Origin of the sequence: Mycobacterium stomatepiae (genome assembly GCF_010731715.1) — a bacterium.
Classification (GTDB): domain Bacteria; phylum Actinomycetota; class Actinomycetes; order Mycobacteriales; family Mycobacteriaceae; genus Mycobacterium; species Mycobacterium stomatepiae.
In genome coordinates, this window is record NZ_AP022587.1 from 5,317,950 (window position 1) to 5,339,204 (window position 21,255).

Genomic DNA, 21,255 nt, shown 5'->3' on the forward strand with positions numbered 1-21,255 from the left:
CAGCGGTCACCAGACGTAGGGCAGCAGCCGATAGCGCACGTGCTGCGTGTACTCGCGGTATCCGGGCAACTGCTCGGTCAGCAGCTTCTCTTCGTCGAGGATGCGGAAGACAATCACCGCCTGGGCCGGGATCACGAACAGCAGTCCCCAATAGGAGCCGAGCGCCGGCGGGATGCCGATCATCATCACGAAGTTGCCGACGTACATCGGGTGTCGGACATGCTTGTAGACGCCGGTGGATACCAGCGTCTGGCCCGATTCCACGGTGACGGTGGCTGCCGCATAGGCATTCTGGACGACCACGAGCATGGCGATACCGAGTCCGGTCGCGATCAGGGCATCACCGAGTACCGATACCCAGCCGGGCACCGACGACCAGCCCATCCGATGGTCGTAGGCACTGAACACCAGCATTCCGATCAACCCCGTAAACGCGCCGAACATCACGACTTTCTGCACGGTTCTGGTTTCCGCCTTCGGTCCGGCGTGCATTCGGCGCTCCAGCGCGGCCGGACTGGTGCGAGCTATGTAGATGGTCGGGAGGATCGTCGCCACCATCGAGGTCGCGATGAAAGCCCATGCCTGCCAATAGTCGAGCGTCGCGGCCGGACCGAACAACAGCAAGCCCAGAATGGCCAGTCCGAACACCGACGACGCCGTCGCCCGAATGCTGGTGGTCACGAGCGTAGATCCCTTCGTCGAAATGCCATGGTTCCCAGGGTGATCAGCGCCGCATCGATGACCAGCAGCCACAGCAGCGGTACCGCGGTGAAGCTGTCGCCGACGCGGGGAACGTGGGCGAAGGGCTCGAGGTCGAGCACCCACTGCCCGAAGCCCGCCAGCGAACCGATCAGGTACAAGGCGATGAACCCGATCAGCACGCCCCACGCTATCGGCGCGAAACGGGGTGCGAGACCGAACAATGCGACCGTGACGGCCGGCGCCAGCCAGACGGCCGGCAGCTGTGCGGCCGCGGCGCCGGTCACGAGGGCCAGCTTGCCGCCAACGTCGCCGGCCGCGATGCCGTAGAGTAGCCCGCCTGCCGCGCCGGCCGCCAGCATCGCCACTGCGGACCCGAGCAGTCCGGCCACTAAATAGCTTGCCAGCCAACGACTTCGAGACACCGCTCCGGCCAGTGTCGTTTCGGCGCGCAGGCCGGCTTCTTCCTGGTGCGGTCGCAGTGTGAGCGAGATGGCGAACGCGGATGCCACCATGCCCATCATGTTGAACCCCACCGCGATGAAGGCCTCCTCCAGCACGGCGGTGCCGCCCGCCCGCGCGACGATCTCGCGTGCCGTGCCGGCGCCGATCTCGTCGCCGATGCCGTGCGCCACGCTGCCCATCACCAGGCCGTACAGGCACATGCCCACCGTCCACAGCAGCAGCGCGCCGCGGTCTAGCCGCCAGGCCAGTCCGAAGACGTTGCTCAACGACGATGTGGCGCTGGCCCGGCCGGCCCGTTCGGCGATGAGTCCGGCGCCGACGTCGCGGCCGGCCAGCAGCCGATACGCGACGGCGGTCAGCACGGTCGCGGTGACCAGATGCAGCAGCAGCACCCACCAGTGATCGCCCGCGTAGGGCCGCACCTGTAGCGACCAGCCCAGTGGCGAGAACCACGACAGCGTGCCGGAGCCGGCATCGCCGATGGCGCGCAGCGTGAACGCGGCTCCGAGTACCGCGAAGGCGGCACCGCGAGCGAATCGCGCGCTCGCCGACAGCTGCGCGGTGACCGCGGCCACCGCCGTGAACACGACGCCGGAACCGGCCAGCGCGGCACCGAATGCCAGCGATCCGCCGGGCGGGACCGTGGTGGTGAGCAATCCGGCCGCGCCGATCGCGCCGGTCGCGATCGAGGCCCCGAACGCAAGGATCACGGCCGCGGTCAGGCTGGCGTACCGTCCCACCCCGGTCGAGTCCACCAGTTCGGTCCGGCCGCTTTCCTCGTCGGCGCGGGTGTGCCGGATCACCGTGAGAATGACCGCGACGGCGATCAGCACGTGGAACATCCCGGCCTTCCAAATACCCACGGCGCCAAGGCTGTCGTTGTAGACCTGGCCGTACAGGGCGCGCTGCGCCGGGCTGGCCATGATCGTCGCCGCGAATCCGGCGCGGGCGGCCTGGGTGGAATAGACCTTCTCGATACTTCCGATGTAGACCGTGGCCAGCGGGAGCGAGAGCAGCAGAACCCACAACGGCATCGAGATCCGGTCGCGGCGCAGGTAGAGGCGCAACATGCCCAGCGTTCCGGTGAAGGTCGAACTATGTTGCGGGACAGCATGTCCCGGGCGGTCCAGCGTTGCGGTGCTCATTATGCCGAGACCTTGTCGCTACGGCCGGTGTCGTAGTGGCGCAAGAAGAGCTCCTCGAGCGTCGGCGGCTGGCTGACCAGGCTGCGCACTCCGGCGTCGCCCAGCACCCGGATGAGTTCCCCGAGGCTTTCGCTGTCGACCTGCGCGCGCAGCGTGTTGCCCTCGACGCTGACGTCCTCGACGCCCTTGATTCGCGTGACATCACCCGGATCGCCCAGCATTTCGGCCCGGATCGAGGTGCGGCTGAGATGCCGCATCGAGTCCAGCGAACCGCTCTCGATGGTCTGGCCGGCCCGGATGATGGTCACCGTTTGGCACAGGGCTTCCGTTTCGGCCAGGATGTGGCTGGACAGCAAGACCGTCACGCCACGGTCGCGGGCCTCGGCGACGCATTGCTGAAAGATGTTCTCCATCAACGGGTCAAGGCCGCTGCTGGGCTCGTCCAACAGCAGCAGCCTGGCCCGCGACGAGAACGCCGAAATCAGGGAGACCTTTTGGCGGTTGCCCTTGGAGTAGGTGCGCGACTTCTTGGTCGGGTCGAGGTCGAAGCGTTCGATCAGCTCCCGGCGGCGGGCGTCGTCGATGCCACCACGCATGCGAGCCAACAGGTCGATGGTCTCACCGCCGGTCAATGACGGCCAGAGTGTGACATTGCCTGGCACATAGGCGATTTGGCGGTGCAGTTCGACGGCGTCGGTCCACGGGTCACCGCCCAGCAGCCGCACACTGCCGCCGTCGGCCTTCACCAGGCCCAACAGGATGCGGATGGTGGTGGACTTGCCGGCGCCGTTGGGGCCGAGAAAGCCGTGCACTTCACCTTGACGCACCGTCAGGTTGAGGCCGTCCAGCGCCCGCACCGCACCGAAGTTCTTGGTGAGGTCGCGGATTTCGATGGGCGCGGCACTATCAACTGCCATGGGATTCTCCTTGATCTTCGGCGGCCACGAATGCGTCGTACATGGTGCGGTCCGTCATCAGGCCTTCGGTGTAGATCTCGAGTGCGGGCAGCACCATCTCTTGGGCGTAGTCGCGCAGGACGGCCCGCAGATCTGTTGGGGTTTCATGCATTTGGAGGTAGAGCAGAAATCCTCCGCCGCCGGTGATGCCGAGGTATTTGGCCCTGGCGTGGGGATCGCGGCTGGGCTTGATCGTACCCGCGCGCACGCCCTCTTCCATGTAGTCGTAGGCGTTGTCGATCATCCTGCGCCACAACATGTTCGCCAGCTCGCCACCGGTCTGCATGCTGCGCACCAGGTAGGCCATCAGCGGTGCATACGCCTCGATCTCGGCCATCTGCGCGAACCAGGTCGCCGGGTCGTTAGACCGCAGCGCCTCGGACTTGCTGCTGTAGATCTCTTCGGCGATGTAGTCCTCGCACGCCTTGCGCAGGCCTTCCTTCGAGCCGAAGTGATGGATGACCAGTGCCGCACTCACGCCCGCGGCCTCGGCGATGGTGCGCAGGCCGACACCGAAGCCCTGCTGGCCGAATTGCTCGATCGCCGCGTCGCGAATTCGGGCGGCGGCGGTCAGGTCGGCTGAACGCATGTTCAGTACGCTAAACGTATGTTTAGTCGACGGTCAAGGGGACGCGTCGTAAGGGATGCGTAAAAGATGCGGCCAGTGCCCGGCCAGCCGGGCATGCAACGCCAAGCCCCCGGCTGGCCGGGCGCTCGTGCGTAGTTTTCGAAGGGCTCCGGCTAGTCGCGCACCGCGGCCAGGACGCCGTCACCGAGCGGGACCAGCGCGGGCGTCAGTCGCTCGTCCTCGGCGATCAATCGGGCCGCCTCGCGCACCGCGACCACGTCGGCGTCTCGCGCCGCGGGATCGCCGGCTCGCCCGCCCAGCGCCGAGCCGTGCACGACGATGACCCCGCCGGATCGCAGCAGTCGCACGCCCTCGACGACGTAGTCGGGCTGGTCGATCGGGTCGGCGTCGACGAACACCAGATCATAGGACTCGTCGGCCAGCCGGGTGAGCACCTCTTGGGCGCGACCGCTGATCAGCCTCGTGCGCGACGGTCCGATGCCGGCTTCGGAGAAGGCCTGCTTGGCCAGCCGCAAATACTCGGGCTCGATATCGATCGTGGTCAGCACCCCGTCGTCGGTCATGCCCGACAGCAACCAGAGTCCGCTCACCCCGGCGCCGGTTCCCACTTCCGCGACCGCCTTGCCGCCGCTGAGCTTGGTCAGCAGGCTCAGCAGCGCGCCGACCGCTGGCGTCACGGCGCGGGCACCGATGTCGACGGAACGGTCACGGGCGGCGGCCAGAATCGCGTCCTCGGATATCGACCCCTCCGCATGCGCGGAGAGCGATTCGGCCCGACTGGGGGCCGCCTGGGCGGGGGTTTCTTCGTCGGTGCCGTTCATGCCCGCAGCGTATTGCATGGCGACGCGCAGTCCGTCAGGCGCGCGGCGAGTCGGACCGTTTCCGACACGCCCGGGACAGGCGGGGCGGCCTAAGTCACTCCCTTCCGGATTTGCCCTGCTTACGCCAGGTAACGATAAGGTTTCTCAGCCAAACCTCAGATTGCTCCTATATCGCCCATACGCCGATACGCGACGGTGTGGGTATGGAACGTGGAGGACGTTGGGCGGGGAATACAGATTGGCAACTTCGTGTTGCCTCCGAAGACGAACTGCCGTCACTCGGCAGGGCAAATTATTCGGAGGATTCGATCAACACCACTCTCTTGAGCCCGAGCACCATGTCGCACGCCCAAGAACTCCCCGACGACGAATGGGTCGAACCGGCGGAGGGCTTGCAGGGCACGGCGGTATTCGACGCGACCGGGGACAAGACGACCATGCCGTCGTGGGATGAGCTGGTGCGTCAGCACGCCGACCGGGTGTACCGGCTGGCCTACCGGCTCTCGGGTAACCAGCAAGACGCCGAGGACCTGACCCAGGAGACATTCATCCGGGTTTTCCGGTCGGTGCAGAACTATCAGCCCGGAACCTTCGAGGGCTGGCTGCACCGCATCACGACGAACTTGTTCCTCGACATGGTGCGCCGGCGCGCGCGCATCAGGATGGAAGCGCTGCCGGAGGACTACGACCGGGTGCCGGCCGATGAGCCCAACCCCGAACAGATCTACCACGACGCGCACCTGGGTCCCGACCTGCAGGCCGCGCTGGATTCGCTGCCGCCGGAGTTTCGTGCCGCGGTGGTGCTGTGCGACATCGAAGGCTTGTCCTACGAGGAGATCGGCGCCACCCTGGGTGTCAAGCTGGGCACCGTGCGTAGCCGAATCCACCGCGGACGTCAGGCTTTGCGCGACTACCTGGCCGCGCACTCCGAGCCGGAAACCCCCGCCAAATCGGCTTAAAAAAGGGCCGGGCCGGTTCGGAGCACGGCCCATGGGTCGATAATCATGCGATTTCGCCAGATTCATGGCGGTGCTGAGCACCTAGTCGCGCTACATTCGAGGGGTACGTGGCAGCGAAAGGGGCTGGTGATGGCCGACCGGGGACATGTGTTCCGCCGCGCGTTCTCCTGGCTCCCCTCCCAGTTCGCTTCCCAGAGCGATGCGCCGGTTGGCGCGCCGCGCCAATTCGGCTCGACCGAGCACCTGTCCGTCGAGGCGATCGCGGCGTTTGTCGACGGCGAGCTGCGGATGAACGCCCACCTGCGGGCGGCTCATCACCTGTCGCTGTGCCCGCAATGCGCGAGCGAAGTCGACGATCAGAGCCGGGCGCGTGCCGCGCTGAGAGACTCGCACCCGATCCGCATCCCCAGCACCCTGCTCGGAATGCTGTCGGAGATCCCGCACTATCCGCCCGACGACACGCCCTCGCAGGCGTCCGACCGCTTTGCTGATCGCAATGTTCGCGACCAGCGTAAGCGCCGGTAGCGCGCGGGTCGCCCCAGCTCGTGGGTTCATGCCGACCGGTTAACAACCGTGGATACTAGGGTGGACACGGACAATTCTGCGCCTGGTGCTTGCCCTCGACAGGGCCGGCGTGCGAGGCCGGTTTCGAGCACTCAAGTAGAGGATTCATGACCTCCGACCAAGGCTTTGATCAGAGGCAAGACGGCAGCGACAACGGAGCCAACCGCCTGGCGCCGCGCCCCATTTCCCGGCCGCCGGTCGACCCCGCGTCGCGTCAGGCCTTCGGTCGCCCCGACGGGCTGCAGGGATCGTTCGTCGCGGAGCGAGTGCGCCCGTCGAAGTACCGGGAGCAGAGCGAGTTCAGCCCGCACGATCAACGCCGCGACCCGGTGCTGGAGGAGGCCTTCAGCAAGCCGATCGGCGGTACCGAGACATTGCAGCGCCACCCGGTCGACGCCACCGCGCTGGCGGCCGAGCAGAACGGTTTCGACGAGGACGAGTCCGACGATCCGTGGCGGGACCCGGGTGCCGCGGCGGCGCTGGGAACCCCGGCCGTCGCGCAGACCGCCGCGCACGCGCCGTCGGGCTACGGCGGCAAGCTCGGCGTGCGCGATGTCCTGTTCGGCAAGAAGGTGTCCTACCTCGCCCTGGCCGTCCTGTTCGTGATCGCGCTGGCCATCGGCGCCGTTGGCGGGCTGATCGGTAACAAGACGGCCGAGGTCGTCGAGGCCTTCACTACCTCCAAGGTGACGTTGGCGACCAACAACAACACCGAAGAACCGGCAGGCCGCTTCGCGAAGGTGGCGGCCGCGACCGCCAACTCGGTAGTGACCATCGAGTCGAAGAGCGAACAGGAAGGCATGCAGGGGTCCGGTGTCGTCATCGACGGCCGCGGCTACATCGTCACGAACAACCACGTGATCTCCGAGGCCGCCAACAACCCCAGCCAGTTCAAGACGACGGTGGTGTTCAACGACGGCAAGGAAGTGCCGGCCAACCTGGTCGGCCGCGACCCCAAGACCGACCTGGCCGTGCTCAAGGTCGACAACGTCGACAACCTGAGCGTGGCGCGGCTCGGCGACTCAGACAAGGTGCGCGTCGGCGACGAGGTGATCGCCGCGGGCGCACCGCTCGGCCTGCGCAGCACCGTCACGCACGGTATCATCAGCGCGTTGCACCGCCCGGTCCCGCTGTCGGGCGAGGGCTCTGACACCGATACCGTCATCGACGCCCTGCAGACCGACGCGTCGATCAACCACGGTAACTCCGGTGGTCCGCTGATCGACATGGACTCCCAGGTGATCGGCATCGACACCGCAGGAAAGTCGTTGTCCGACAGCGCAAGTGGGCTAGGCTTCGCGATTCCGGTCAACGAGGTCAAGTCGGTGGCGCAGACGCTGATCAAAGACGGAAAGATCGTGCACCCGACGCTCGGCGTCAGCACCCGCTCGGTGAGCAACTCGATCGCTGCCGGTGCCCAGGTCGCCAACGTCAAGGCGGGCAGCCCCGCGCAAAAGGGCGGCATCCTGGAGAACGATGTCATCGTCAAGGTCGGTAGCCGCAAGGTCGCCGACGCCGACGAGTTCGTCGTCGCGGTGCGCCAGCTGACCATCGGGCAGGACGCCCCGATCGAGGTGGTCCGCGACGGCCGCAACGTCACCCTGACCGTCAAACCCGACCCCGACAACGGCTGATGTTCGCCAATGTCGGCTGGGGGGAGATGCTCGTCCTCGTCGTGGTCGGGCTGGTAATCCTTGGCCCCGAGCGGCTTCCGGGCGCAATCCGCTGGGCGTCGACCGCGTTGCGTCAGGCCCGCGACTACCTCAGCGGCGTCACCAGCCAGCTGCGCGAGGACATCGGGCCCGAGTTCGACGACCTGCGCGGCCCGCTGAGCGAGCTACAGAAACTGCGCGGCATGACCCCGCGCGCGGCGCTGACCAAACATCTGCTGGACGGCGACGACTCATTCCTCACCGGCAATTTCGAGCGGCCCGTCAACGGGGTGGCGCAGCCGTCGGCCGAGCAGCCGGCGGCGGGGCAGAACGGGATCCCGGCGTCCGCGGCGGGGCAGCACGGCCCGGCGCCGTTCGACACCGATGCGACCTGACGCGATTCGCTACTTGCGGGTCGGGTCGAGCCCCAGCGAGACGCCCGCCAGTCCACGCTTTCGCGACGACAGCTTGTCGGCGACGCCGCGCAGCTCCTTGCCCACCGGCGAATCGGGTGCGCTGAGCACGATCGGTATGCCGGAATCGCCGGCGGCGACCAGCGAGGGGTCCAGCGGGATCTGACCCAGCAGCGGCACGTCGGCGCCCACCGCGCGGGACAGGCGCTCGGCGACCTGCTCGCCGCCGCCCTCGCCGAACACATGCATGGTGGAGCCGTCCGGCAGGACCAGTCCGGACATGTTTTCGACGACGCCGACGATGCGCTGGCGGGTTTGCAGCGCGATGCTGCCGGCCCGTTCGGCGACCTCGGCGGCGGCCAGCTGCGGCGTGGTCACGACCAGGATTTCCGCGTTGGGAATCAGCTGAGCCACCGAGATGGCGATGTCGCCGGTGCCGGGCGGCAGATCGAGCAGCAGCACATCCAGATCGCCCCAATAGACGTCGGCGAGGAACTGCTGCAACGCCCGGTGCAGCATTGGCCCGCGCCATACCACCGGGGTGTTGCCCTCGGTGAACTGGGCGATCGAGATGACCTTCACCTCGTGGGCGATCGGCGGCAGGATCATCGATTCGACCTGGGTGGGCCGGTCGGTGGTGCCCATCATCCGGGGGACGGAGTGGCCGTGGATATCGGCGTCTAGCACGCCGACCGACAGGCCGCGCGCGGCCATCGCGGCGGCCAGATTGACCGTGACGCTCGACTTGCCGACGCCGCCCTTGCCGGACGCCACCGCGTAGACCCGGGTCAGCGAGCTGGGCTGGGCGAACGGGATGACGGGCTCGCTGGCGTCACCGCGCAACTGCTTGCGCAGCTCGGTGCGCTGCTCGTCGTTCATCACGTCCAGGCTGACCTTCACCGCCCCGGTGCCGGGGACGTCGGCGACGGCCTGGCTGACCCGCTCACTGATTTCGGTCTTCTTCGGGCAGGCCTCGGTGGTCAGGTAGATCCCGACGTGCACGCCGCCGTCGGACGCGACGTCGATGCTCTTGACCATCCCGAGTTCGGTGATAGGACGCCGTAGTTCGGGGTCGATCACCTTGCCCAGCGCGGTGCGAATGGCAGCGGTGCGGTCGTCTGGCGAACCAGGGGAGTCATGGCGGGACATCACCGCCGAGTGTAGGCGGGCTCGGCTTTCGACCGGCTGGCAGGCGTCAGCCGGCCGGAGCGGGAGCCGGCTGCGCAACAGCCGGCTGCTGCGGCGGCGCGGCCTGCGGTGGTGCGAACGGCTGCGGCGGGGCGGCTTGCGGTGGTGCAAACGGCTGCGGTGGCACGGCCTGCGGCGCCCACGGCGCATTCGGCGGCCCGAACGGCTGCGGCGCACCCGGCGCCGGGGTCGAGTTGATGCAGATCACCGTGCACCCGGGCATGTGTCCCGTGGTCGGAGCCTGGGCGGGCGGCGGTGTCATCCAGGGGAACATCGGTGACGACGGGTTGAGCTGCTGCGGCTGGCCGGTCAGGTCGATCAGCGGCATCCGCGCGTACGGGTCGTCCTGCGGCAGCCCGATCATGTTGATCGGGAGACCGGGCCCGAGCCCCTCCGGGTGCTCGTCGTGCGCGTTGCCCAGCGGCGGGGGCGGGCCGGTGATCGGCGGCAGGTCGACCGGCACCACACCGGTCGCGTAGGCCGCGGCCCAGCCCAGCACGTTCTGGGCGTAGGCCGTCGAGTTGTTGTAGCGCAGGATCGCGGCCATGACCTGTGCGGGGTCGCGCAGGTTGAGCCCGCCGCTGCACAGGTAGCGCGCGGCCGTCAGCGTCGCGTCGAACAGGTTCTGCGGGTCGGCGATACCGTCGCCGTCTCCGTCGGCGGCGTACCGCGCCCAGGTGCCGGGCAAGAACTGCATCGGCCCCATCGCGCGGGCGTAGGTGACGCGATTGCCGACGCTGCTGGAGACGATCACCTCGTTGCCGGGCAACGTGCCGTCCAGCGAGGGACCGTAGATCGGGGTGACCGCCGTGCCGCGGGCATCGACGGCGCCGCCGCTGGCGTGCCCGGACTCGATGCGCCCGATGCCGGCCAGCAAGTTCCAGCTGACGCCGCAGGCCGGGTCGGACACAGCCATCTTCTGTTCGGCGTTGCGATAGGCGGTCAGCGCCATCATCGGAATGCCCAGCGCGCCAGGCGCACTCACCACTCGTGGTGGCGGCGGTGCCGAGCTGGCTCCGGCCGCGACGTGGAAGGCCGTCGGCGCCCGGTCGATCGCGATGACCACCGGCCCGGACAGGTCGGGAACGGTCGGGGACACGGCGGCGACCGGGGTGATCACCGCGTGCACCGACGGGATGGGGCTCTTACCGTGTCCGCGTAGCGGCTCGGGTGTGGCGCCGACCGCGCCCGCGAACACCAGTGGGCTGATCACGGCGACGCTGAATGCCTGTGCCCGGGTTACCGGAAGCCCCCGCTTCCGCACTGCCGCGACAGCGCGGCGTACACCCAAGCGACCCCCTATGCGCACTCCACCGTCCTATGTGTGTGGGCCGCCGGGGACCCTGTGAGCTGCCGGAAACCTGCTCTTAGCTTCGTGAACTAGATCACCATACATAACTCTTGTTACGGGAGTGGCGCAATGGTGGATTCGGTATTCACTGGGATCTCTTAGCGGCCCCGAGCGGTGCCTACCAGGTGATCACCGGCGCCCCGGCGGGTCCTCCAGCGGGGTCTGCCTGTCCAGGCCACTCAACGCGGCGCGCAGTTCGTCCAGCTCATCGCGCAGATACTCGCGGGTAACGACCTCGCCGATGGCCAGCCGCAGCGCGGCCAGCTCGCGGGACAGGTACTCGGTGTCGGCTTTGGTCTGGGCGGCGCGACGACGATCTTCTTCGAGTGCGACCCGGTCCCGGTTCTCCTGCCGGTTCTGAGCCAACAGGATCAGCGGCGCCGCGTAGGCGGCCTGCGTGGAGAACGCCAGATTCAGCAGGATGAACGGGTACGGGTCGAACCGCAGACTAGCCGCGGTCAGGTTGATCGCGATCCACACCACCACGATGATGGTTTGGATCAGCAGATAGCGGCCGGTGCCGAAGAAGCGCGCGATGGCCTCGGTGCTCTGCCCGACCGTTTCGGGGTCGACACGCAGCGAGAGCCCGCGCGATGTCCGCGGGGTGTACAGCCGCCGGACCGCCGGTTTGCTCACGAGGCCCCCCCGGTTGCTGCGGCGCCTTGGACGGTGGCGGTCAGCTCTTGGGCGTGCGCACGCCAGTCGTGCGGCAGCAGATGGTCGAGCAGGTCGTCGACGGTGACGGCCCCCAACAGGTGGCGTTGGTCGTCGACGACGGGTCCGCACACCAGGTTGTAAGCGGCGAAGTAGCGTGTCACGGCGGCCAGGGTGGTCTCCGGGGCCAGGGTGAGCAGATCGCTGTCGACGATTCCACCGACCAACTCGCTGGGCGGTTCCCGAAGGAGTTTCTGCAGCGGTACGCAGCCGAGGTACTTCCCGGTGGGCGTGGCCGTCGGTGGGCGCGTCACGAACACCATCGACGACAGCGCCGGGGTGAGGTCGGGATTGCGGACCAGGGCCAGCGCCTCGGCCACCGTGGTGTAGGCGGTCAGCACCACCGGATCGGAGGTCATCAACCCGCCGGCGGTGTCGGGAGAGTGCTTCAAAAGCCTTCGTACCGGGGCGGAGTCGTCGGGGTCCATCCGCGCCAGCAGCAGCTCCGCGTCGGTCGGATTCAGCTCGCCGAGCAGGTCGGCGGCATCGTCGGGGTCCATCTCCTCGAGCACGTCGGCCGCGCGTTCGGTGCCCAGGTGCGCCAACGCCTCGGCCTGCTCCGATTCGGGTAACTCCTGCAGGATGTCGGCCAGTCGCTCGTCGCTGAGGGCCTTGAATACCTCGGTGCGCCGTTTGGTCGGCAGCCCGCGGATGGCGTCGGCCACGTCGACCGCGCGGCGTCCCTCGAATTGGTTGAGCAGTTGTGCCACCGCCTGGCCGGGCATCGCCAACGCCGACGGCGTCAAGCCGTGCACGCTTTGCCAGTCGACGACGTGCGCCGGGCCCCGCCGCCCGAGTCGGCGCTGGCTTCGCACGGCGATCCTGGTCACCAGCCAGTCGCGGGTCCGGGATTGTTCGATGCCTAGGTCGGTGATCACGACGTCTCGCCCGACCAGTTCCGGGAGTTCGGGGTCGTTGACGGTGACCGGGGTGTCGAGGATCTGACCGATCGCCAGCACCTCGCCCGGACGCTGTTCGAAGTGGCGCAGGGACACGCTTCCGGTGTTCAGCGTCACGGCGTTGGGCTCGATCGCGGCGACCCGCAGAATCGGAATGAAGATGCTGCGGCGGGTAGCCAGATCGACAACCAGGCCCAACACCCGCGGTTGCTGGCGGACGATGCTGATGTTGATCACGACATCGCGGATGCGACCGAAGTTTTCGCCCATCGGCCCCAGCACCAACATCCGCGCCAGCCGCGCCACATACACCCTGTTGACCGATGCCATGGGAGAGAGCCTAGGCAGCCCGTCGCGCGATGGCAGCGAAGCGGCTCTGGCGCGGCCCGCTAATGGAAATGCACCGCAAAAATCATCACGATCAGAGCCACCAGCAGGGACGCGATGCCGATCACAATGCCGGCGACGGCCATGCCGTATCCGTCTTGGCGTGTCCGCTTGATCTGGTCGAGCGCGATCGTGCCCAGCACGATGGCCACGATCCCGCCGATGCAGCAGAACAACCCGGTGAACGACGAGATCAGCGCCGCGATCGCCATCCCGTTCGTCCCGGACCGGGCGGCCTCAGCCGACCAGTAGTCGCCCGGATATTCCGGTGCCGGGTGGTAGCCGCCGGGGTGCGGCGGGGGATCGAAGCCGGGTGGTGGGCCGCCGAATTGCGGTGGCATCGGCGGGTAGGACGAGCCGCTCGGGGGCTGCTGGTAGCCGAATGGCGGCGTGCCGGGAGGGTAGTCGAGCACGTATCCGGGCGGCGGGTAGGGCGGCGGCGGATAGTCGGCCGGCGGTGGTGCCCCCGGGAAATCCCAGGGCTCCGCCCATCCTTGCTGCTTAGGGTGCCGCCCCCCGGGAAGGTGCGGATCGGCGGCGTCCTCGCCACTGGCACCGCCGGGAGCTGTCATGGTGTTCAACCTAGCCTGCAGGCGGCCTCGATAGGCTGGTAGGGCCGAGGTGAAACTATGGCCACGGCGTAGGAGAATGAGCCCTGATGACTAGTCCTTTCCAGCCCGGTCAAGTTCCCGGCGCAACGCCCACCGGTGCGGCCGGGCGGCGCGGTGTGCCGCAGTTGCCGACTCCGCCCAAGGGCTGGCCGGTGGGCTCCTATCCCACCTACGCCGAGGCGCAGCGCGCGGTCGACTACCTCTCCGAGCAGCAGTTCCCCGTGCAGCAGGTGACTATCGTCGGCGTCGATCTGATGCAGGTGGAGCGGGTCACCGGTCGGCTGACCTGGCCCAAGGTGCTCGGCGGCGGTGTGCTCAGTGGGGCCTGGCTCGGGCTGTTCATCGGGTTGGTGCTCGGTTTCTTCAGCCCCAACCCGTGGGGCGCGCTGGTGACGGGTTTGGTGGCCGGGGTTTTCTTCGGCCTGATCACTTCCGCGGTTCCGTACTCAATGGCTCGTGGCACAAGGGATTTCAGCTCGACAATGCAGTTGGTCGCCGGCCGTTACGATGTGCTCTGCGATCCGCAGAACGCCGAGAGGGCCCGGGATTTGCTTGCGCGCCTGGCGATCTGACGGCCGGATAATTTGGTGCTGAGTCGCCACGGGCGGGTGCGCCGGCTAGGCGCATTCGTGCTAGCGATCATGGCCACCGCGCTGTCCGGCTGTGGGTCCGGCCATGGCGGGCTGGTGATCACCTTCTACACCCCGGCCGCCGACGGCGCGACGTTCGACGAAGTCGCCCGCCGCTGCAGCCAGGACGCCGGCGGCCGGTACACGATCGCGCACGTTAGCCTGCCCAGAGCCCCCGGCGCGCAACGGTTGCAGTACGCGCGCCGGCTCGCGGGCCATGACCGGACGCTGGACGTGATGTCGCTGGACGTCATCTGGACCGCGGAGTTCGCCGAAGCGGGCTGGGCGCTGCCGCTGTCCGACGACCCGGCCGGCCGGGCCGAGGCCGACGTGAGCGTCGATACCCTGCCGGGCCCGCTCGCGACCGCCGGCTGGAACCACCGGCTCTACGCCGCACCGATCGTTACGAACACCCAATTGCTCTGGTATCGGCCAGATTTGGTGCATCAACCTCCGCACGACTGGAATGGCATGGTGGCCGAGGCCACCCGGTTGCACGCCGCCGGCCGGCCCAGCTGGATCGCCGTGCAGGCCCATCAGGATGAGGGTCTGGTGGTGTGGTTCAACACGCTGCTGGTCAGCGCCGGCGGCCAGGTGCTCTCCGAAGACGGCAAGCACGTCACCCTGACCGATACCCCCGCGCACCGGGCCGCCACCGTCAGCGCCCTGCGCATCCTCAAGGCGGTGGCCACCGCGCCAGGCGCCGACCCGTCGATCAACCGCACCGACTCCAGCACGGCGCGGCTGGCCGTCGAACAGGGCAATGCCGCGCTGGAAGTCAACTGGCCCTACGTGTTGGCGTCGATGCTGGAGAACGCGGTCAAGGGCGGCGTGAATTTCCTTCCGCTCAACCAGAATCCGGCGCTGGCCGGCAGCATCAATCAGTTCGGCAGCTTCGTGCCCAGCGACGAACAATTCCAGATCGCCTATCAGGCCAGCCAGAAGGTGTTCGGCTTCGCGCCCTATCCCGGTGTGGCGCCGGGCCGGCCGGCCAAGGTGACGATCGGCGGGCTGAACCTGGCGGTGGCCAGCACCACGCGGCACCGGGCCGAAGCCTTCGAAGCGATCAGGTGCCTGCGCAGCCTGCCGAATCAGCAGTACATCTCGAACGCGGGCGGTCTGCCGCCGGTGCGGACATCGGTGTACTCCGATCCGCAATTCCAGAGCAAGTATCCGATGTACACGATCATCCGCCAGCAGCTGACCGATGCCGCGGTGCGACCCGCGACGCCGGCCTACCAAGCGATGTCCATCCGCCTGGCGGCGACACTGACCCCGATCGCCGAGATCGACCCGGAGCGAAAGGCCGACGAGCTCGCCACGCAGGTGCGCAAGGCCATCGACGGCAAGGGACTGCTGCCGTGATACGCGTGCTCCAACTCCGGAATCGCCCGCCCGAGCAACGACTGGCCCTCGTCCTGGTCGCTCCCGCGGCGACCCTGATGCTGGCGGTGACGGCCTATCCGATCGGCTACGCGATCTGGCTGAGCCTGCAGCACAACAATCTGGCCACCCCCAATGACACCAGGTTCATCGGGCTGGGCAACTACCAGACGATCCTGACCGACCGGTATTGGTGGACGGCGCTGGCCGTGACGCTGGCCATCACGGTGGTGTCGGTGTCGCTCGAGTTCGTGCTCGGCCTGGCGCTCGCACTGGTGATGCGGCACACCCTGATCGGCAGGGGCGTGGTTCGCACCGCGGTGCTGGTGCCGTACGGCATCGTGACCGTGGTCGCCGCCTACAGCTGGTACTACGCCTGGACGCCGGGCACCGGCTATCTGGCGAACCTGTTGCCGCACGGCAGCGCTCCGCTGACCGAGCAGATCCCGTCGCTGGGCATCGTCGTCATCGCCGAGGTCTGGAAGACGACGCCGTTCATGTCGCTGCTGTTGCTGGCCGGGTTGGCGCTGGTACCAGAGGATCTGCTGAAGGCCGGGCAGGTCGACGGCGCCGGCGCCTGGCGGCGGCTGACCAGAATCGTGCTGCCGATCATCAAGCCGGCGGTCGTGGTGGCACTGCTGTTCCGGACCCTGGACGCCTTCCGCATTTTCGACAACATCTACGTGCTGACCGAGGGCAACAACAACACCAGCTCGGTGTCGATCCTGGGTTACGACAACCTGTTTGAAGGTTTCGATGTCGGCCTCGGCTCGGCGATCAGCGTGCTGATCTTTGGCTGTGTGGGCATTATCGCGCTGATCTTCATCAAGGTGTTCGGCGCCCACCAAATCGCACCGGCCCCGGGTGGTGGCGGCGATGGGCGCTGACGCGAGGCGCACCGCGATATGGGCCGTCGTCAACACCGTGGTCGTGGTGTATGCACTGCTTCCGGTGCTCTGGATTCTCAGTCTGTCCCTCAAGCCGTCGTCAACTGTCCGGGACGGCAAGCTGATTCCGTCGTCGGTGACGCTGGAAAACTATCGCGGGATCTTTCGCGGCGACATCTTCACCTCCGCGCTGGTCAACTCGATCGGAATCGCGTTGATCGCCACCGGGATCGCGGTGGCCCTGGGCGCGATGGCGGCCTACGCGATCGTCCGGCTGGACTTTCCCGGCAAGCGGCTGCTGGTCGGTTCCACGCTACTGATCACCATGTTCCCGGCGATCTCCTTGGTCACGCCGCTGTTCGAAATCGAGCGCTGGGTAGGGCTTTTCGACACCTGGCCCGGATTGATTCTGCCCTACATCACCTTCGCGTTGCCGCTCGCGATCTACACGTTGTCGGCGTTCTTTCGGGAGATCCCCTGGGATCTGGAGAAGGCGGCCAGGATGGACGGCGCCACGCCGGCGCAAGCCTTCCGCCGAGTCATCGTCCCGCTGGCGGCACCCGGACTGGTCACCGCGGCGATATTGGTGTTCATCTTCGCCTGGAACGACCTGCTGCTGGCGCTGTCGCTGACCGCCACCAAGGCGGCGATCACCGCGCCGGTGGTGATCGCCAATTTCGGAGGTAGTTCGCAATTCGAGGAACCGACCGGATCAATCGCGGCCGGTGCCATCGTGATTACGGTGCCGATCATCGTCTTTGTTCTAATCTTCCAACGACGGATTGTCGCCGGGTTGACCTCTGGCGCCGTGAAGGGATAGCGCGATGGCCGAGATTGTGCTGGAGCACGTCAACAAGAGTTACCCAAACGGGCACTCGGCGGTGCGGGACCTAAACCTTACGATCGCCGACGGCGAATTCCTGATCCTGGTGGGCCCGTCCGGGTGCGGCAAAACCACCACGCTGAATATGATTGCCGGCCTTGAGGATATCTCGTCGGGCGAGCTGCGGATCGGCGGCGAACGGGTCAACGAGAAGGAACCAAAGGACCGCGACATCGCGATGGTATTCCAGTCCTATGCGCTATACCCGCACATGACGGTTCGGCAGAACATCGCCTTCCCGCTGACCCTGGCGAAGATGAAGAAGGCCGATATCGCGCGGAAGGTCGAGGAGACGGCGAAAATCCTTGACCTGAGCGAATTTCTGGACCGTAAGCCCTCCCAGCTCTCGGGTGGACAACGGCAGCGGGTCGCGATGGGGCGGGCCATCGTGCGCCATCCGAAGGCATTCCTGATGGACGAGCCGCTGTCCAATCTGGACGCCAAACTGCGGGTGCAGATGCGCGGCGAGATCGCCCGGCTGCAGCGCCGGCTGGGCACCACCACCGTCTACGTCACCCACGACCAGACCGAGGCGATGACGCTGGGTGATCGCGTCGTGGTGATGCACGGCGGTGTCGCCCAGCAGATCGGCGCGCCCGGTGAGCTCTACGAGCGCCCGGCGAACCTGTTCGTCGCGGGATTCATCGGCTCGCCGCCGATGAACTTCTTCCCCGCCACGCTGACGTCGGCCGGACTGGAGCTGCCGTTCGGTGAGGTGATGCTGGCTCCGGAAGTCCAGGACGTGATTGCCGGGCACCCGAAACCGGACAACGTAATCGTCGGGGTACGGCCCGAGCACCTGCTCGACGCCGCGCTGATCGACGGCTACCAGCGCATCACCGCGGCGACCTTCGAGGTGAAGGTCGACCTGGTCGAATCGCTGGGGGCCGACAAGTACCTGTACTTCACCACCACGGGATGCGACGTGCATGCGGCGCAACTCGACGAGCTGGCATCCGAGTCGGAGATCGTCGAAAACCAGTTCGTGGCACGGGTTCCCGCCGAGTCGAAGGCGGTCATCGGCCAGTCGGTCGAATTAGCCTTCGACACCGCGAAGCTCGCCGTGTTCGACGCCGATTCCGGAGCGAACCTCACCGTAGCCGCGGCACGGTGACCCAAATCCTGGACCGGGTGCGGGCACACCTGCGGGACCACTTCGCGAACGCGGGACAGTGGAGCGAACCCGATTCGGCGAGCGTGACATTTCTGGGGACCGAGCCGATGGAGGTGTTGCGCTTCCGCGCGAAAGACGGTTTGGTGCAGTACGTATCGGTGGGGTGCTCGCGCCACCCGATGGGCGACCCAGGCGAAATCGTCGTCGATCCGCAGCGCGGTCCGCGCGCCGAGATCGTGCTCTGTCTGCGAGATCCCGGGCCGGCCACCGGAATTGCCCGCAGCCTCGCGATACTGGCGGCATCGCCGGCGGTCGACGGTGTGGTGCTCGCTGCGGATGCGTTGATCGATCTCGGCTCGCCGCTGTGGGAATCGCCGTCGCGACGGGCGCCGTTCACGGCTGTCCTGTTGGGCTGCAGTGACATTGCGGATCTGCCGCTGGATCCGCCGCGCGACCCGGTGGTGTTCCTCTCGGCGACGCCGATCACCGCGACCGAGGCGGCCTGGGTGCGACTCAAGGGCGCCGACGCCATGCGGCAGGCCTGGCAGAGCGATGGTGTTGATGTGCTTGACACGAATCGCCGTGCAGCGCAACCGAATTAAGCTAACGCCAGCCGGCGCACAGTGGCGCGGTTAAAGCCAGTGGTTGCGCCGGAACTGGAAGTACAGGATCAGGCAGGAGAGCGCCATCAAGGCCATGATCCCCGGGTAGCCCCATGTCCAGTCCAGCTCGGGCATGAAATGGAAGTTCATCCCGTAGATGGCGGCGACCGCGGTGGGCACCGCCAAAATACCCGCCCAGGCCGCCATCTTGCGCATATCGTTGTTCTGCTGCATGCCGACACGCGCCAACGCCGCCTGCACCAGCGAGTTGAGCATGTCGTCATAGCTGGCGATCTGATCGGCGGCGGCGGAGTGATGATCGCCGACGTCGCGCAGATAGCGCCGCACCTCTTTGGAGATCAGATCCTTGTTTTCCACCTGCATGCGATGGAATGCGGCCGACAGCGGGTTGACGCAGCGGCGTAGCTCGACGACCTCGCGCTTGAGCATGTAGATCGGTTCGATGTCGAGCTTGCGGCCCGGGGCGAACGCGACCTCCTCGATGCTGTCGATGTCGGTTTCCATCAGCTGGGTCACCTCGAGGTAGTGGTCCACGACGTAGTCGGCGATCGCGTGCATCACCGCGTACGGCCCCAGCATCAGCTGCTCGGCGTCGGCTTCCATCCGCTTGCGCACGTCGGCCAGTCCGCTGTGTTCGCCGTGACGGACCGTGACCACGAAGTCCTTGCCGACGAAGACCATCACCTCGCCGCTCTCCACGATCTCGCGTGCCAGCGCGACCGACTCGTGCGGGACGTACTTGACCGTCTTGAGCACCAGCACCAGCGTGTCGTCGTAGCGCTCCAGCTTGGGGCGCTGATGCGCGCACACCGCGTCCTCGACGGCCAGCGCGTGCAGTCCGAAAACGTCCGCGACTTCCTTCATCTGGACCTCGTCGGGCTCGTGCAGGCCGACCCAGACGAAGGCCTCGTGACCGAGCGTCTCGATCTGGTGCACCTTGCTGCGGGCGGCCGTGTAGGTGAACTTACCCGGCAGCCGCTGGCCGCCCACATACACGGCGCAGTCGACCAGGGCCTCGTGTGGTGGAGGCGGCGGCGGGGGTTCTGGCGTCGGCTCGTGCGCGATCGTGCGCAGTGCTTCCGGTAGTGCGTCGAAACCCCCGAACACCTCAACCTCCTATCCCCGTGCAGGTCTGGCAAAGCGGTCCTTTATGGTACGCGTCCTGGTAAAACGCCGGATGAAACGGCATGGGCTGACAATGCTCGTCCGACCGGCGACGGTGAAATCGCAGCTGCGTCGGACCGGAGATTTCGGGCGAGCAAGGGTGCGCTAGTTTCGACCCGAAGCAATACGACCGAACTTTCTCCATAAGGAGCCCATCGACGTGAGCGCAACTCCTCTGAAGGTCGCCGTCACCGGCGCCGCCGGCCAGATCGGCTACAGCCTGCTGTTCCGCTTGGCCAGCGGCTCCCTGCTGGGACCCGACCGCCCGATCGAATTGCGGCTGCTCGAGATCGAGCCCGCGCTCAAGGCGCTCGAGGGCGTCGTGATGGAGCTCGACGACTGCGCGTTCCCGTTGCTGTCCGGTGTCGAGATCGGCGCGGACGCCAACAAGATCTTCGACGGCGTGAACCTGGCCCTGCTGGTCGGCGCGCGGCCGCGCGGCCCGGGCATGGAGCGCAGCGACCTGCTGGAAGCCAACGGCGCGATCTTCACCGCGCAGGGCAAGGCGCTCAACTCCGTTGCCGCAGACGATATTCGCATCGGCGTGACCGGTAACCCGGCCAACACCAATGCGCTGATCGCGCTCAGCAACGCCCCCGATATCCCCAAGGAGCGATTCTCCGCGCTGACCCGCCTCGACCACAACCGGGCGATTTCTCAGCTGGCCAAGAAGACCGGCGCCGCGGTCACCGACATCAAGAAGGTGACCATCTGGGGTAACCACTCGGCCACCCAGTACCCCGACATCTTCCACGCCTCGGTCGGCGGGAAGAACGCCGCCGAGGTGGTCAACGACCAGGCGTGGATCGAGAACGACTTCATCCCGACGGTCGCCAAGCGCGGCGCGGCGATCATCGACGCGCGCGGCGCCTCGTCGGCCGCGTCGGCCGCCTCGGCCACCGTCGATGCCGCCCGCTCCTGGCTATTGGGCAGCCCCGACGGCGACTGGGTGTCGATGGCGGTCTTCTCCGACGGCTCCTACGGCGTACCGGAGGGCATCGTCTCGTCGTTCCCGGTGACCACCAAGGACGGCAACTGGTCCATCGTGCAGGGGCTGGAGATCGACGAGTTTTCTCAGGGCCGGATCGACAAGACCACCGCCGAACTCGTCGAAGAGCGCGCCGCGGTCACCGAGCTGAAGCTGATCTGATTAGGGCTA

Annotated in this window: 21 protein-coding genes and 1 pseudogene; 11 read left to right on the plus strand and 11 right to left on the minus strand. The window is 67.2% G+C overall.

What is annotated here, in order from left to right; genetic code table 11:
- Window positions 1–6: 6 nt before the first annotated feature.
- The 5 genes from G6N54_RS25350 to G6N54_RS25370 all read right to left on the minus strand — a co-directional run bounded on the left by G6N54_RS25350 (window position 7) and on the right by G6N54_RS25370 (window position 4,675).
- Window positions 7–681 (minus strand): methyltransferase family protein, encoded by a 675-nt coding sequence (locus G6N54_RS25350; RefSeq protein ID WP_163793072.1) that lies wholly within the window; start codon window positions 679–681, stop codon window positions 7–9.
- Window positions 678–2,309, minus strand: coding sequence for an ABC transporter permease (locus G6N54_RS25355; protein WP_163793074.1), 1,632 nt, complete (start codon window positions 2,307–2,309; stop codon window positions 678–680). The genes G6N54_RS25350 and G6N54_RS25355 overlap by 4 nt, the downstream gene beginning before the upstream one ends.
- The gene (locus tag G6N54_RS25360) at window positions 2,309–3,226 is read right to left on the minus strand and encodes an ABC transporter ATP-binding protein (RefSeq protein ID WP_163793076.1); all 918 of its coding nucleotides are present in this window, start codon (window positions 3,224–3,226) and stop codon (window positions 2,309–2,311) included. Before G6N54_RS25360 ends, G6N54_RS25355 begins: the two co-directional genes overlap by 1 nt.
- On the minus strand, window positions 3,216–3,854 hold the full coding sequence (locus G6N54_RS25365; RefSeq protein WP_163793078.1) for a TetR/AcrR family transcriptional regulator: 639 nt from the start codon (window positions 3,852–3,854) through the stop codon (window positions 3,216–3,218). Before G6N54_RS25365 ends, G6N54_RS25360 begins: the two co-directional genes overlap by 11 nt.
- A gap of 152 nt (window positions 3,855–4,006) precedes the next feature.
- Window positions 4,007–4,675 carry an O-methyltransferase gene (locus G6N54_RS25370; RefSeq protein ID WP_163793080.1) on the minus strand — a complete coding sequence of 223 codons (669 nt, stop codon included), beginning with the start codon at window positions 4,673–4,675 and terminating at the stop codon, window positions 4,007–4,009.
- 203 nt (window positions 4,676–4,878) lie between these two features.
- Here G6N54_RS25370 and sigE point away from each other — a divergent pair, with 203 nt between their 5' ends.
- The 4 genes from sigE to tatB all read left to right on the plus strand — a co-directional run bounded on the left by sigE (window position 4,879) and on the right by tatB (window position 8,245).
- Entirely contained in the window at window positions 4,879–5,634 is a 756-nt protein-coding gene (gene sigE / locus G6N54_RS25375) for an RNA polymerase sigma factor SigE (protein WP_163793082.1), read from the plus strand.
- Between the two features lie 129 nt (window positions 5,635–5,763).
- Window positions 5,764–6,159 (plus strand): anti-sigma E factor RseA, encoded by a 396-nt coding sequence (gene rseA, locus G6N54_RS25380; protein ID WP_163793084.1) that lies wholly within the window; start codon window positions 5,764–5,766, stop codon window positions 6,157–6,159.
- Window positions 6,160–6,305: 146 nt separating this feature from the next.
- A complete protein-coding gene (gene htrA / locus G6N54_RS25385; protein WP_163793086.1) occupies window positions 6,306–7,832 on the plus strand; it encodes a serine protease HtrA in 1,527 nt (508 codons plus the stop codon).
- Window positions 7,832–8,245: a Sec-independent protein translocase protein TatB gene (tatB, locus tag G6N54_RS25390; RefSeq protein ID WP_163793088.1), complete on the plus strand. Its 414-nt coding sequence runs from the start codon at window positions 7,832–7,834 to the stop codon at window positions 8,243–8,245. Before htrA ends, tatB begins: the two co-directional genes overlap by 1 nt.
- Before the next feature lie 9 nt (window positions 8,246–8,254).
- On the opposite strand, the gene G6N54_RS25395 is transcribed toward tatB, so the two are convergent.
- From G6N54_RS25395 to G6N54_RS25415, 5 genes and pseudogenes are all read right to left on the minus strand, one after another.
- The gene (locus G6N54_RS25395) at window positions 8,255–9,412 is read right to left on the minus strand and encodes an Mrp/NBP35 family ATP-binding protein (RefSeq protein ID WP_163793090.1); all 1,158 of its coding nucleotides are present in this window, start codon (window positions 9,410–9,412) and stop codon (window positions 8,255–8,257) included.
- A 46-nt stretch (window positions 9,413–9,458) separates the two neighbouring features.
- On the minus strand, window positions 9,459–10,760 hold the full coding sequence (locus G6N54_RS25400) for a lytic transglycosylase domain-containing protein (protein ID WP_163793092.1): 1,302 nt from the start codon (window positions 10,758–10,760) through the stop codon (window positions 9,459–9,461).
- A 171-nt stretch (window positions 10,761–10,931) separates the two neighbouring features.
- Window positions 10,932–11,438, minus strand: a complete 507-nt coding sequence (locus tag G6N54_RS25405) for a DUF1003 domain-containing protein (RefSeq protein WP_163793094.1) — start codon at window positions 11,436–11,438, stop codon at window positions 10,932–10,934.
- Window positions 11,437–12,745 (minus strand): annotated as a pseudogene (locus G6N54_RS25410) (magnesium transporter MgtE N-terminal domain-containing protein); the annotation flags it as partial. The pseudogene G6N54_RS25410 and the gene G6N54_RS25405, both read right to left, overlap by 2 nt.
- Before the next feature lie 59 nt (window positions 12,746–12,804).
- On the minus strand, window positions 12,805–13,374 hold the full coding sequence (locus tag G6N54_RS25415; protein WP_163793098.1) for a DUF4190 domain-containing protein: 570 nt from the start codon (window positions 13,372–13,374) through the stop codon (window positions 12,805–12,807).
- 86 nt (window positions 13,375–13,460) lie between these two features.
- On the opposite strand from G6N54_RS25415, the gene G6N54_RS25420 reads away from it, so the two are divergent.
- Genes G6N54_RS25420 through G6N54_RS25445 form a run of 6 tightly spaced genes read left to right on the plus strand, consistent with a single transcriptional unit; the run spans window position 13,461 to window position 18,911 of the window.
- Entirely contained in the window at window positions 13,461–13,985 is a 525-nt protein-coding gene (locus G6N54_RS25420; protein WP_163793100.1) for a general stress protein, read from the plus strand.
- A gap of 12 nt (window positions 13,986–13,997) precedes the next feature.
- The gene (locus tag G6N54_RS25425; protein WP_163793102.1) at window positions 13,998–15,407 is read left to right on the plus strand and encodes an extracellular solute-binding protein; all 1,410 of its coding nucleotides are present in this window, start codon (window positions 13,998–14,000) and stop codon (window positions 15,405–15,407) included.
- On the plus strand, window positions 15,404–16,312 hold the full coding sequence (locus tag G6N54_RS25430; RefSeq protein WP_232072994.1) for a carbohydrate ABC transporter permease: 909 nt from the start codon (window positions 15,404–15,406) through the stop codon (window positions 16,310–16,312). The genes G6N54_RS25425 and G6N54_RS25430 overlap by 4 nt, the downstream gene beginning before the upstream one ends.
- Window positions 16,302–17,132, plus strand: coding sequence for a carbohydrate ABC transporter permease (locus G6N54_RS25435; RefSeq protein ID WP_163793105.1), 831 nt, complete (start codon window positions 16,302–16,304; stop codon window positions 17,130–17,132). Before G6N54_RS25430 ends, G6N54_RS25435 begins: the two co-directional genes overlap by 11 nt.
- A gap of 4 nt (window positions 17,133–17,136) precedes the next feature.
- Window positions 17,137–18,309: an ABC transporter ATP-binding protein gene (locus G6N54_RS25440; protein ID WP_163793107.1), complete on the plus strand. Its 1,173-nt coding sequence runs from the start codon at window positions 17,137–17,139 to the stop codon at window positions 18,307–18,309.
- Complete coding sequence (locus G6N54_RS25445) at window positions 18,306–18,911, plus strand: suppressor of fused domain protein (RefSeq protein WP_163793109.1); 606 nt, start codon at window positions 18,306–18,308, stop codon at window positions 18,909–18,911. The genes G6N54_RS25440 and G6N54_RS25445 overlap by 4 nt, the downstream gene beginning before the upstream one ends.
- Window positions 18,912–18,941: 30 nt before the next feature.
- Here the strand turns inward: G6N54_RS25445 and corA are convergent, their stop codons facing one another.
- Complete coding sequence (corA, locus tag G6N54_RS25450; protein ID WP_163793112.1) at window positions 18,942–20,039, minus strand: magnesium/cobalt transporter CorA; 1,098 nt, start codon at window positions 20,037–20,039, stop codon at window positions 18,942–18,944.
- 217 nt (window positions 20,040–20,256) lie between these two features.
- Between corA and G6N54_RS25455 the strand changes: the two genes are divergently transcribed.
- Complete coding sequence (locus G6N54_RS25455) at window positions 20,257–21,246, plus strand: malate dehydrogenase (protein ID WP_163793114.1); 990 nt, start codon at window positions 20,257–20,259, stop codon at window positions 21,244–21,246.
- Window positions 21,247–21,255: the final 9 nt, after the last annotated feature.